This is a genomic window from Asanoa sp. NPDC049475, assembly GCF_040676915.1.
In the GTDB taxonomy this organism is placed as follows: Bacteria; Actinomycetota; Actinomycetes; order Mycobacteriales; family Micromonosporaceae; genus Asanoa.
Genome location: NZ_JBFAPY010000004.1, coordinates 26018 through 38778, shown reverse-complemented (window position 1 = coordinate 38778; position 12761 = coordinate 26018). Strand labels below are relative to the sequence as shown.

12 protein-coding genes are annotated in these 12761 nt (G+C 71.4%); 10 read left to right on the top strand and 2 right to left on the bottom strand.

Going from position 1 to position 12761, the window contains the following annotated elements; all coding sequences use genetic code 11:
- Window positions 1-468, top strand: coding sequence for a PH domain-containing protein (locus AB0J88_RS15660; RefSeq protein ID WP_364344388.1), 468 nt, complete (start codon window positions 1-3; stop codon window positions 466-468).
- Here the strand turns inward: AB0J88_RS15660 and AB0J88_RS15655 are convergent.
- Complete coding sequence (locus tag AB0J88_RS15655) at window positions 459-1067, bottom strand: PadR family transcriptional regulator (protein ID WP_364344391.1); 609 nt, start codon at window positions 1065-1067, stop codon at window positions 459-461. The genes AB0J88_RS15660 and AB0J88_RS15655 overlap by 10 nt on opposite strands.
- Window positions 1068-1143: 76 nt before the next feature.
- Between AB0J88_RS15655 and AB0J88_RS15650 the strand changes: the two genes are divergently transcribed.
- Together AB0J88_RS15650 and AB0J88_RS15645 are read left to right on the top strand one after the other, a co-directional pair.
- On the top strand, window positions 1144-2043 hold the full coding sequence (locus AB0J88_RS15650) for an alpha/beta hydrolase (RefSeq protein WP_364344394.1): 900 nt from the start codon (window positions 1144-1146) through the stop codon (window positions 2041-2043).
- Window positions 2044-2088: 45 nt separating this feature from the next.
- Window positions 2089-3948: a sensor domain-containing diguanylate cyclase gene (locus tag AB0J88_RS15645; RefSeq protein ID WP_364344397.1), complete on the top strand. Its 1860-nt coding sequence runs from the start codon at window positions 2089-2091 to the stop codon at window positions 3946-3948.
- A gap of 69 nt (window positions 3949-4017) precedes the next feature.
- Here AB0J88_RS15645 and AB0J88_RS15640 read toward each other — a convergent pair whose 3' ends face one another.
- The gene (locus AB0J88_RS15640; protein WP_364344405.1) at window positions 4018-5148 is read right to left on the bottom strand and encodes an NAD(P)/FAD-dependent oxidoreductase; all 1131 of its coding nucleotides are present in this window, start codon (window positions 5146-5148) and stop codon (window positions 4018-4020) included.
- A 415-nt stretch (window positions 5149-5563) separates the two neighbouring features.
- Here AB0J88_RS15640 and infC point away from each other — a divergent pair, with 415 nt between their 5' ends.
- From infC to pheT, 7 genes are all read left to right on the top strand, one after another.
- Entirely contained in the window at window positions 5564-6190 is a 627-nt protein-coding gene (gene infC, locus AB0J88_RS15635; RefSeq protein WP_089256009.1) for a translation initiation factor IF-3, read from the top strand.
- 21 nt (window positions 6191-6211) lie between these two features.
- Entirely contained in the window at window positions 6212-6406 is a 195-nt protein-coding gene (gene rpmI, locus AB0J88_RS15630) for a 50S ribosomal protein L35 (protein ID WP_089255971.1), read from the top strand.
- 30 nt (window positions 6407-6436) lie between these two features.
- A complete protein-coding gene (gene rplT, locus AB0J88_RS15625) occupies window positions 6437-6823 on the top strand; it encodes a 50S ribosomal protein L20 (RefSeq protein WP_089255969.1) in 387 nt (128 codons plus the stop codon).
- A 5-nt stretch (window positions 6824-6828) separates the two neighbouring features.
- A complete protein-coding gene (locus AB0J88_RS15620) occupies window positions 6829-7653 on the top strand; it encodes an RNA methyltransferase (RefSeq protein ID WP_364344409.1) in 825 nt (274 codons plus the stop codon).
- Between the two features lie 66 nt (window positions 7654-7719).
- Window positions 7720-9135, top strand: coding sequence for a transposase (locus AB0J88_RS15615; RefSeq protein WP_364344412.1), 1416 nt, complete (start codon window positions 7720-7722; stop codon window positions 9133-9135).
- A 23-nt stretch (window positions 9136-9158) separates the two neighbouring features.
- A complete protein-coding gene (pheS, locus tag AB0J88_RS15610; RefSeq protein ID WP_364344415.1) occupies window positions 9159-10259 on the top strand; it encodes a phenylalanine--tRNA ligase subunit alpha in 1101 nt (366 codons plus the stop codon).
- Window positions 10260-12755: a phenylalanine--tRNA ligase subunit beta gene (gene pheT / locus AB0J88_RS15605; RefSeq protein ID WP_364344418.1), complete on the top strand. Its 2496-nt coding sequence runs from the start codon at window positions 10260-10262 to the stop codon at window positions 12753-12755.
- The last annotated feature ends 6 nt before the right edge of the window (window positions 12756-12761 follow it).

Sequence of the window (12761 nt, the reverse complement as noted above, 5' to 3'; positions counted from 1 at the left end):
ATGGACAGCGCAGCGGTCACCTTCCGCCCCCAGCGGGCGCGCAAGGTCGCGATCGGCGCGGCCGTCGCGGTCGTCATCGTCTTCACGGCCGTCAGCTTCGGGCTGACCGGCTCGACCGGCGAGGGCAAGGCCGTGTTCCAGCGCGGCGACCAGACCGCGATGATCGGCCTCGGCATCGCGTTCGCCGCCGGGATCCTGCTCTTCCTCCGCCCGCGCGTCGAGGCCGACGCCAACGGGATCCGGATCCGCAACGTGATCGGCTCGTACGACCTTCCCTGGGAGGTCGTGCGGGCCATCCGCTTCGACGGCGGCGTCTCGTTCGCGGGCGCGGAACTGCACGACGACGAGCTGATCACGATCGTCGCCCTGCAGGTCGTCGACAAGGAGTACGCGCTGTCCGGCGTGCGAGCCCTGCGCGAGCTGCTGGCCGCGCACCAGGCCGCGGCCGCCGCACCTAGTCAGTCCTGAGCCGCCTGCATCGAGGCGTTGGCGAGTGGGGCCAGCTCGTCGTGGCTCCAGGTGAACGAGCCGTCCCGTAGGTCGGCCAGGGTGCTCTCGACCCAGCTCAGCTCCGCGCGCGTCATGGCCCGCGAGTAGTCGTCCTCGATCGCGATGATGCGCGGCAGCGGCGTCTCCAGCTTGGCGTCCTGCTCGGCGAGCCGGCGCGCGAGGTGGGCGCGCCGCTGTTCGAGCAGCTCCGTCGTGGCCTCCGGCGTCAGCATCAGCAGGAACGACAGGGCCGCCGGGAGCTCCGGGAACTCGTTGCGCGGGGTCGAGACGATCTCGGCCAGCCACTGCCTCGTTGCCTCGCGGCCCGCGTCGGTGACCTCGTAGGTCGTGCGCTCGGGGTAGCGCTCGTCCCGGTCCGTGCCGGTCGTGGAGATCAGGCCGGCCTCGTCGAGCCGGTCGATCATCCGGTAGAGGCTCGCCCGCTGGCCGACGTTCACCACCTGGTCCTTGCCCCATTGCTTGATCAACCGCTGGATCGCGTACGGGTGCATGGGTCCGGTCTCCAGCAGGCTCAGGATCGCGAGCGCCAGCGGGGATCGGCGAAAGGTCGACGTCACGTCCTCACGGTAGCAGCGCGACCAGTTTCTAAAGAACTAGTTGCATTGCAACTAGACACCATGCAACTATCTCGGCATGACAGAGATCGAGATGACCACCGGATCGGTTGCCTCCGCCGACGGCACGACCATCGGCTACTGGAAGACGGGTCGCGGCCCGGCCGTCGTCCTGCTGCACGGCAGCATGGAGTCGGCCCGCAGCCACACGCTGCTGGCCCGGGCGCTGGCCGACGAGTTCACCGTCTACCTGCCGGACCGGCGCGGCCGTGGCCTGTCCGGTCCGCACCGACCGGACCACGGCATCCGCACCGAGGTCGAAGACCTGGCGGCCGTCGTCGAGGCGGCCGGCGCGCATCTCGCGTTCGGCGTCAGCGCCGGCGGCCTGGTCGTCCTCGAGGCGGCGCGGCGGATCCCGGCGATCGAGCAGGTGGCCGTCTACGAGCCGGCGCTGTTGACCGACGGCACCCGGCACACCTCGTGGCTGGCCCGCTTCGACGAGGAACTGGCGCGCGGGGACGTGGCCGCCGCCATGATCACCAGCATGTTCGGGCTGGACCTCGCGCCGCCGATCTTCAAGGTGTTCCCGCGCCGGCTGCTGGCCGCCCTCACCACCGCGCTGATGAACAAGGAGGACCGCGCGGCGGCGCCGGACACCATCACGATGCGCAAGCTCGCGCCGACGATCCACTACGAGGGCGTGATCCTGGCGGAGCTCGCCGACTCGGTCCACGCGTACCGCGACCTGCGGGCCGAGGTGCTGTTGATGGGCGGGTCCAAGGGGCTGGCCTTCCTCGAGCCGGCCCGCGACGCGCTGGTCGCGTGCCTGCCGCGCAGCCGGCGCGTCGAGTTCCCCGGCTTCGACCACGGCGCGTCAAGCGACCCGAGCAGCACCAACCAGGACGGCAGGCCCGAAAACGTCGAGCGAATCGCCACCGAGATCCGGACATTCTTCGCACCGGTCCGCGTACGCCCCTGATGCGGCGCCGCGGAATGGTGTGATGGGACCTTGGCGGCGGTCCCTGTGAAGCCTCGGAGCGGCCCCGCCGGCACGATGCTGGCGGAGCCGTGGCTCTGGGCACTCCTGGTGATGTTCGGGGGCGCGACCATCGCGATCCTGGTCGGCCCCGCGCCGGTGATCGCGTCGTGGACGACGCAGGCGGCGTTCTACCTCGTGTTCGTCGCGCTCTCGTGGCGACTGGCCACCAGCGGGACGCGGTCATACCGGTCGCGACGGTTCTGGCGGGCCGCCACCGTCAGCGGTGGCATATATTTCGCGGCCTCGCTGCTGCGTACCGTCGACGAGATCGTCGCACCGGGTTTCCAGAGCACGGCCTGGACGGCGCCGTCCGCCCTGTTCACCGTCGGCTCGGCCTGGTTGCTGGCAGCCATGCTCACCGGGATTCCCTACGACGGCGGCATGGTGCGGCGCGACCTGTGGATAGACGCCGGCACGGTGATGGTCGCGGCGGCGGTCTTCATCTGGACCATCGCGCTGACCGGGGAGCAGAGCGCCGAGGGAGCGGAACAGCTGGTCTGGACCGGCGTCGGCGCGGTCATCCTGCTGGTCTCGGCGTTCGCGGTGACGCAGCTGCTGATCACCGGAATGGCGCCTTTCGCCGCCGCGGCGGGTGTGGTCATCGGGATCGGCGCCGCCCTGCACGGCCTGGAACGCGCGCTGAACCCGCAGGTCATGGACGCCGACGACGGGCTGCTGGTGCTGGTGCTGCGGCTGGTGCCACCGGTGCTGCTGGCGGCCGCCCCGGCCCTGGAGCGGGTGGGTCCGGCCACGCTGACGGTCCTGCAGGAGCGGCGGGCGCGGGTGCTGGCGCCGCTGATCGCGCTGGGCACGACCCAGATCCTGCTGATCGCCCAGCTGTCCGACGAGGGACTGACCGCGCGCAGCTGGGGCACCGCGATGGGCACGGTCGCGATCGCCGGCCTGATCATCCTGCGCCAGGACCTGCTGCTGGTGGAGAACGCCCGCCTGGTCGGCCAGCTCGACCGCACGGTCGACGTGGTCGGCCGCAAGGAACGCTGGTTCAGGTCGCTGGTCGAGCATGCCTCGGACTGCACGATGGTGCTCGACCGCCAGGGCGCGGTCACGTACGCGACGCCGGCCATGCACCCGGTGCTCGGCCGTGACCCGGAGGCGGCGGTCGGCATGCCGGTCGCCGACATGCTGCACCCCGTGGACCCGGGGCGGCTGAGATCCCTGCTCGCGCCGATGCTCGCCGGCTCGTCCGCCACGGCGGCCGACGAGATCGAGTCCCGCCGCGTCGACGGCACCACGGTCTGGCTCAACGTGATCGCGACGGGCCGGCTCGACGACCCGGCGGTCGCGGGCGTCGTGCTCAACATCCGCGACGTGTCCGACACCGTCACCCTGCGGAACCGGCTCCGGCACGACGCGAGCCACGACCCGCTGACCGGGCTGGCCAACCGCGCGCTGTTCAACGAGCGCGCCGAGGCGCTGCGGGACGCCGGGTCGCGGGCGGTCCTCCTGCTCGACCTCGACCAGTTCAAGGACGTCAACGACACCCTGGGCCACCAGGCGGGCGACGAGCTGCTGCGGGTCGTCGCGCAACGGATCCGGCACAGCGTGCGCCCGCAGGACACGGTGGCCCGCCTCGGTGGCGACGAGTTCAGCGTCATCCTCGCGGACACGACCGAGGCCGACGCGGCGGCGACCGCCCGGCGCATCGTCGACACGCTGGCGGGGCCGGTCTCGATCGGCGCGCACACCGTGCACCCGGCGGCAAGCGTCGGGGTCGCGGTCAGTGCCGACAAGCCGGTAGAGGCCCTGCTGCGCGACGCCGACGCCGCCATGTACGCGGCCAAACGGCGCCACTCGGGCACCGAGGTCTACGAGCCGGGCGTGTAGGGCCTGTCCTGTCGATCAACGCGGCCTGCGGTGGGCCGTCTCGGCTCACGTCGATCGACAGGACGAGCGCTAGGCCTCGACGGGGTTGCGCAGGCCGGTCGGCGCGACGTCCGGGAAGGAGCCGTCGCCGAACAGGACGCGGGCCGCAGCGGCCTGGCCGGCCGGGCTGTGCAGCAGTGCGACCGCCGCTTCGGCGAGCAGGGGCGAACGGATGCCGGCGAACGCCCGGCGCAGCAACAGCCGGCCGCGGAACCGGGCGCGCAGGGCACCACCGTCGTACCGGCGCAGCACGCCCTCGTCCCCGGTCCGCAGGAACTCGGCCGTGACCCGCGCGGCGAGGTCGGACATCCGCAGGCACGGGTCCAGGCCGCCGGCGGTCAGCGGCGACACGGCACCCGCCGCGTCCCCGACGACCAGCCCGGCCGGGCTCGCGAGCCGGCGCAGCACGCCGCCCACCGGGATCGGGCCGCCGCGCCGCTCGACCGGTCCGGTCGGCACCCCACGCCCCGGCGCGTCGGCGGCGAACTCGTCCAGCAGGTGGCGAAGGCCCGAGCGCATCGCGTCCGGAGAGCCGGCGATCCCGACGTGCGCGTGCCGGCCGTCGTCGATCACCCACCCCAGGTAGCCCGGCGCCACCCGAGGGTCCAGCACGCAGTGGAACACCGGCGCGTTGCCGGTGGCGGCGATCGGGTGGACGAGCTCGGCGCCGACGATGAACCGCCGGTTGACGTCGAGACCGAGGTCGCGGGCCACCCGGGAGCGGGCACCGTCCGCGCCGACCACGAACCTCGCCGCCACCGGATCGGCGCCGGCGAACCGCACGACCTCCGAGGAGGCGCCGAGGTAGCGGACCCCGAGGCGCACCTGGGCGCCGGCCGCTTCCGCCGTGCGCCGTGCGTGCGCGTAGACGCCGGCCATGTCGGCCACCCGGTACTCGTTGCGGTCGCTGACGAGCCGCACCGGCGCCCGGCGCGACGGCGGATAGATCAGCACCTCGCGAACACCGGGACCCAGCAGGTGGTCGGGCAGGTCGAAGTCGTCGAGCGTGCGGCGGACGAAGATCCCGGTGGTACGGATGCCCACGGACAGCGAGGAGCGGCGATCGACCACGAGCACCCGCAACCCACGCGCCGCCAGCCGGCGGGCGGTGTGCAGCCCGGCCAGCCCCGCTCCCACGACCAGCACATCTACGGTCTCCACAACCAGACCGTAGGATCGGCGGCGCGCCTCGGACAGGTTCTGCGCGCCATCCGCCACGAACCTTCACGAAGCCCCCACGGACGGGTGCTTTATCCGCTGACGTCCGATCCCGATGGGGTCGGTGCCCCTTTTCGCGGGTTCGCGTCCGACCTGGTAACCTTGTCGTCGTCGACCATGCCGTCTGTGTGCGTCAAGCACTCGGCCGGCGGTGAAGCGGAGCGCCTGCTCCCACCCGAGCCTCGATCGCAGAGAGCCGGGTCCGGTCACCGGAGGCGAGCCTATGGGCTGCCATCCGGAAGTGCACGTCCGCGTGCCGACCGGTCGAGCGGGCCCTGGCATGCGCCGGGGCCTTCTGCTTCTCCTCGGTTGGCACAAGCTGCGACCGCAGCGACAGACATGGCAACGAGGAGGCCTCATCAGCGTCGAACCACGCGTCAACGAGCAGATCCGGGCACGAGAGGTCCGACTGGTCGGTCCTGAAGGCGAGCAGGTGGGCATCGTCCCTCTGGAACGCGCACTTCAGCTGGCGGCGGATGTAGACCTGGACCTGGTCGAGGTTGCGCCCATGGCGCGCCCGCCGGTGTGCAAGCTCATGGACTTCGGCAAGTTCAAGTACGAGAGCGCACTGAAGGCTCGCGAAGCACGGCGTAACCAGCAACAGACGGTCATCAAGGAAATGAAGCTCCGTCCGAAGATCGACCCGCACGACTACGAGACCAAGAAGGGTCACGTGGTGCGGTTCCTCAAGGCCGGAGACAAGGTCAAAGTGACGATCATGTTCCGTGGTCGCGAGCAGAGCCGTCCGGAGCTTGGCTACCGCCTGCTGCGCCGGCTCGAGTCCGAGATCTCGGAACTGGGATATGTCGAAGCCGCTCCTAAGCAGGACGGCCGCAACATGATCATGGTGTTGGCTCCGCACCGGGCCACCAAGGCCGCTGCCGTGGCCGCGAACACCAAGGCGCCGACGCGCGAGCCGCGTCCGGAGGACGCCGAGGTGACACCGGCTGCTACGGCCGGGCCCGCCGGAAATCCCGGCGAGTGACAGGGGAGAAGACGTAACAAGATGCCGAAGATGAAGAGCCACACCGGCACGGGCAAGCGCGTCCGCGTCACCGGGGGCGGCAAGATCGTTCACGAGCCCGCCGGTAAGCGGCACAAGCTCGAGGGCAAGTCCTCGACCCGTACCCGTCGGCTGTCCGGCACCGAAGAGATTTCGAAGGCCGACACCAAGCGCATCAAGAAGCTGCTCGGGCGCTGACGCGCGCCACCGACCGAAGGAGAACACTCGATGGCACGCGTCAAGCGGGCGGTCAACGCCCAGAAGAAGCGCCGCACATTGCTCGAGACCGCGAGCGGATACCGCGGTCAGCGCTCCCGCCTTTACCGCAAGGCCAAGGAGCAGGTGCTGCACTCGATGCAGTACGCCTACCGCGACCGTCGCGACCGCAAGGGTGACTTCCGCCAGTTGTGGATCACCCGCATCAACGCGGCCGCCCGCGCGAACGGCATGACCTACAACCGGCTGATCCAGGGCCTCAAGCTCTCGGGGATCGAGGTCGACCGCAAGATCCTGGCCGACCTGGCCGTGCACGACGAGGCTGCCTTCGCGGCCATCGTCGAGGTCGCCAAGGCCGCCGTCGCGGCCGAGGGCACCGGGGCGCAGAAGGCCGCCTGAGCGACTTGTCGCAGCTCCACCAGCGACCCGGGGTAGCTCCGTTCACCGAACGGACGCCCCGGGTCATTGCTGCCCGGCGCCTGCAGAGGCGTCGCGAGCGGGACGAGAAAAGCCTGTTCCTGGCCGAAGGCCCCCAGGCGGTCCGGGAGGCTCTGGCCGCCGACGCGGTCCAGGAGCTCTTCGCGACCGCGGAGGCCATGCAGCGCCACCCCGGGCTCAGCCAGAACGCCACCCTGGTCACAGACAGCGCGATCGCCGCGCTGGCCGAGACCGTCGCGCCGCAAGGGATGGTCGCCGTCTGCCACCAACAGGGTGTACGCCTCGACGACGCGCTCGCGAAGACGCCAAAGCTGGTGGCCGTGCTGGCCGAGATCCGCGACCCGGGCAACGCCGGCACCATTCTGCGCACCGCCGACGCGGCCGGTGCCCAGGCGGTCGTGTTCGCCGGTGACGCCGTCGACCCGTACAACGGCAAATGTGTCCGGGCCAGCGCGGGCAGCGTCTTCCACACAGACCTGGTCCGCGACCCCGACGCCGGCCGAGCGGTGGAAGCCTTGCGGGCCAACGGCCTGACCGTGCTCGCGGCCACTGGCTACGGCGACACCGACCTCGACGACCTCGCCGACAACGGTGGCCTCGCGCGGCCCACCGCCTGGCTGTTCGGCTCCGAGGCCCACGGTCTCCCGGACGACCTGTTGGCCGCCGCCGACCAGCGGGTGCGGGTGCCGCTGCACGGCCGCGCCGAGAGCCTCAACCTGGCCGCCGCGGCCGCGGTCTGCCTCTACGCGAGCGCCCGAGCCCTGCGCCGCCCGGCCACCGGCCGCCCGTAGACTTGCGAGGTTGTCCCGAACCCGGCGTTGCCGGTTCGGTAGGTCATTCGAGGTGGGAGGTGGGTTGTGGAGGTCACGCGGATTGCCTATTCGGCCCGCCTGAACCCCGGCAAGTTCGAGGCTCTGCGAGAACAGGCGCGCCGTTTGGGTCGAGTCCGTTCGCTGGCGTGGCAACTGTTCGGCTCAATCAACGCTGCGCCGTGCACCGGTCAGGATCTGCGAAACCTGTGGATGCGCGACGGCACGTGCCAGACCTTCGGCGTGGCGGCAAACGCCTGGAAGGAAACGCTGCGCGACGCTCTCGATGACATCGTGGCGAGCCGCGAGTCAGCGAAGGCTGCGGTCAGACGTCGCGTGGCGAGACGGCCGGTCGTCGACCAGGAACGGTGCTACCGATTGCTGAAGGCGAACCGGTGGACCGAGGACCGGTGGCTGTCACGGCAGATGCGTCAGCAGTGGAAGCGCGGCAAGAACCACACCCATAACCAGATCATCATTCGGGCCGACAAGGTCAGCACGTTCGTCCTCGCCGAGGGCGGCGACGTGTGGCTGAAGGTCCCCGGCCTCGAGCCCCGACGACCGGTCGCCGTCCCACTCAACACCAAGATCGCACCGCAGGGGACGCTGCGACTGATCCTGCGCCATGGGCGGGTCGAGGTTCACCACCAGGTCGACGCCGACACCATGCATACCTCGCACCGGCCCTGCGGAACCCGCATGGTCGGAGTCGACAAGGGCTACACCGAGGTATTGACCGACTCTGACGGCGATCATCATGGCGAACGCCTGGGCATGCTGCTGACCAGTGAGTCGGATCGGATAACCGAACGCAACCGGCGGCGGGCTAAGCTCCGGTCAATCGCCAACACCGCCTCAGAGGCGGGTCGATGCGCGAAGGCAGCGCGGGTTCGGGCGAACAACCTCGGCACCATGAAGCGGGACCGGCAAGCTGCCAGGCATCAGGCGCAGGTCCGCACAGAGATCTTTACTGCCGTGCATCGGGTAGTGGACAAGGCAGCGATCGTTGTGGCCGAGGACCTGACCAAGAAATTTTCGGGCCGCAGGCCGTTTGGGAAAAAGATGAAGCGTCGCCTCGCGGCCTGGACCAAGGGCGTCACCGCAGAGGCCCTGACGAACGTGTCGGAGCGCAGAGGTTCTGCGCTCGTGCTGGTCAACGCCGCTTACACGTCACGAGTCTGTCCCAGGTGCGGTGGCCTCGGTAGCCGGGCCGGGGAACAGCTTTACTGCACTTCGTGCGGGGTCATGTGGCAGGCCGACCACGCCGCCGCGATCAACGTCCTGCGTAGACATGGTGATCCCGACATCACCCTCCGCACCCCGTACCAACGGGTCAAGGAGATCCTGCGGGAACGGGCCGATCGCCAACGGATCAGACTGCCGATCCAGGACTCCAGCCGGGCAGGCGACGGCGGAGAGCGAAGTATCCGTTTACGCCCACACCTAGATAGGTGTCCGCAATGAACAGGGAAAGCGGAAGCAGAGTCATGTCCTACCGCAACGACCCGTACGACCCCAAGCAGGTCGCCTACCTCGACCCCGCCGCGCTCGACGCCGCGGTGGCCGAGGCCGACAAGGCGTTCGCCGGCGCGGCCGACCCGGACGCCCTGACCCAGCTGCGCCACCTGCACCTCGGCGACAAGGCGCCGGTCTCCCTGGCCCGGCGCGAGATCGGCGCGCTGCCGCCGGCCGCCAAGTCCGACGCCGGCAAGCGGGTCAACGAGGCCCGGCGCCAGATCCAGGACCTGTTCGACGCCCGATCGACGGCCCTCGCCGCCGAGCAGGAGCAACGGGTCCTGGCCGAGGAGCGCGTCGACGTCACGCTTCCCTGGGACCGCCGCCCGCGCGGCGCCCGGCATCCACTGAGCACGCTCATGGAGCGCATCGGCGACCTGTTCGTCGGCATGGGCTACGAGATCGCCGAAGGCCCCGAGGCCGAGCTCGAGTGGACCAACTTCGACGCGCTCAACATCGCGCCGGACCACCCGGCCCGGGGGTTGATGGACACGTTCCACATCGCGTCGCCGACTGCGGAGCAGACGGTGCAAGCCAGCTCTGCGGGCAGCGGACTAGTTTTACGAACGCACACGTCGCCGGTGCAGGCGCGGGCGATGTTGACCCGCACGCCGCCGATCTACGTGATCGCGCCCGGCCGGGTCTACCGCACCGACGAGCTCGACGCGACCCACACCCCGGTCTTCCACCAGGTGGAGGGTCTGGTCGTCGACCGCGGCATCACGATGGCGCACCTGCGCGGCACGCTCGACCACTTCGCCCGCGCGATGTTCGGTCCGGACGCGCGCACCCGGTTCCGGCCGCACTACTTCCCGTTCACCGAGCCGTCAGCCGAGTTCGACATCTGGTTCCCGGAGCACCGCGACGGTCCACAGTGGGTCGAGTGGGGCGGCTGCGGCATGGTCAACCCGCGGGTGCTGCGCGCCTGCGGCATCGACCCGGACGAGTTCAGCGGCTTCGCGTTCGGGATGGGCATCGAACGGTCGCTGATGTTCCGCCACGGGATCAGCGACATGCGCGACATGGTCGAGGGTGACGTGCGCTTCACGCGCGCATTCGGGATGGAGCTGTAGATGCGGGTCGGACTGTCCTGGCTGCGCGAGCACGTCGACCTGCCGGCCGACATCTCCGCCGCCGACCTCGAGCAGGCGCTGGTCGGCCTCGGCATCGAGGTCGACTCCGTCGCCGACCTCCGGGCGAGCGTGACCGGCGGCCTGGTGGTGGGCCGCGTGCTGACTGTCGAGGAGCTGACCGGTTTCAAGAAGCCGATCCGGTTCTGCACGGTCGACGTCGGCAAGGCCAACGGCACGGGGCAGCCGCAGGAGATCGTCTGCGGCGCCGCCAACTTCGCGCCCGGCGACCTGGTCGTCGTGATCCTGCCCGGCGGCGTGCTGCCCGGCGGCTTCGAGATCGGCGCGCGCAAGACGTACGGCCACATGTCGGCCGGCATGATCACGTCGGCCCGCGAGCTGGGGCTCGGCGACGACCACGACGGCATCATCGTGCTCCCGCCGGACACCACGGCGACGCCCGGCGACGACGCCCGGCCCGTGGTTGGGCTCGACGACGTGCTGGTCGAGGTCGAGATCACCCCGGACCGGGGGTACGCGATGTCGGTGCGCGGCATCGCCCGCGAGCTCGCGCTGGCCCTGGGCCTGCCGTTCCGCGACCCGGCACTGGTCCCGGCGCCCGGCGCGACCGCCGAACCGGCGTACCCGGTCGACGTGCGTGACCCGATCGGTTGCGACCGGTACGCCGCCCGCGCGGTCCGGGGCGTCGACCCGGCCGCCGCGACGCCCGCGTTCATGGTCCGCCGGCTCACCCAGGCCGGCATCCGCACGATCTCGCTGCCGGTCGACATCACCAACTACCTCATGCTCGAGCTCGGCCAGCCGATGCACGCCTTCGACCTCGACCGGCTGCGCGGCCCGCTCGTGGTGCGCCGGGCGACGCCGGGGGAGAAGCTGACCACGCTCGACGGTGCCAACCGCAGCCTCGATGCCGAAGACATGGTGATCTGCGACGACAGCGGGCCGATCTCGCTGGCCGCGGTCATGGGCGGCGAGACCAGCGAGGTGCACATCGGCACGACGGACGTGCTCTTCGAGGCGGCGCACTGGGACCCGGTGATGGTCGGCCGCACCGCCCGCCGGCACAAGCTGTTCAGTGAGGCCGCCAAGCGTTGGGAGCGCGGCGTCGACCCGGCGCTGCCGCTGGTCGCGCTGGAGCGCGCGGTGACGCTGATGACGACGTACGGCGGCGGCACCACCGGCGACGAGATCCTGGACTTCGACGCGGTGCGCCCCCGCACGCCGGTCGACATGGCCCTCGACCTGCCCACCCGCCGGGTCGGCGTGGTCTACGAGCCCGCCCGCGTGGTCGGCCTGCTCGAAGCGGTCGGCTGCACGGTGACCGTCGACGGCGACCGGCTCTCCGCCGTGCCGCCGACCTGGCGCCCGGACCTCACCGACCCGGCCGACCTGGTCGAAGAGGTGGTCCGCCTCGACGGCTACGACAAGGTGCCGGGTCGGCTGCCGTTGGCCCCGGCCGGCCGTGGCCTGACCGACGCGCAGCGCCGGCGCCGCTCGGTGGCCCGCGCGCTCGCCGAGACCGGCAACGTGGAGGTGCTGTCGTACCCGTTCGTCGGCGCCTCGGCGCTCGACGCGCTCGGCATCCCGGACGACGACCCCCGGCGGTCGCTGGTCCGGCTGGCCAACCCGCTCTCGGACGAAGAGCCGTACCTGCGCACCACCCTGCTCCCGCCGCTGCTGGCGACGCTGCGCCGCAACGTCGGCCGGGGCGCCCGCGACCTCGCGCTCTACGAGGTCGGCGTGGTGTTCCGGGCCCGCACCGGCGCCGGCGCGCCGCCCGTGATGGGCGTCGACGACCGGCCGGCCGAGTCGGTGTTCGCCGCCGCCGACGCGGTGGTCCCCGAGCAGCCCTGGCACGTCGCGGTCGTCATGGCCGGCGAGGTCGAGCCGACCGGCTGGTGGGCCGGCGGTCGCCAGGCGAGCTGGGCCGACGCGGTGCAGGCCGCGCGGACCGTGCTCGACACCGCGGGCATCCCCGAAGCGCGGGTCAGCGTCCGGTCCGCCGCGGTCGCGCCGTGGCACCCGGGCCGCTGCGCGGAGATCGCGGTCGACGACGTGGTCGTCGGCTGGGCCGGCGAGCTGCACCCGGGCGTGGTCCGCGCGCTGGACCTGCCCAAGCGCACCGCGGCCGTCGAGCTCGACCTGGACGCGCTGCCGGCGGCACCGGTGACCCCGGCACCGCGGGTCTCCGGCTTCCCGCCGGCGCTGATCGACGTGGCGCTGGTGGTCGGCGAGGGCGTGCCGGCGGCCGACGTGCGGCAGGCGATCGTCGACGGCGCCGGCGACCTGCTGGAGTCGGTGCGCCTCTTCGACGTGTACGCGTCGGAGCAGCTCGGCGCGGGCCGCAAGTCGCTGGCCTACAAGCTGACCTTCCGTGCCCCGGACCGCACCCTGACCGTCGAGGAGGCGGTCGCGGCGCGGGACGCGGCGGTGGCCGAGGCGGCGAACCGGTTCGGCGCCACGCTCCGAGGCGCCTGACAGCGG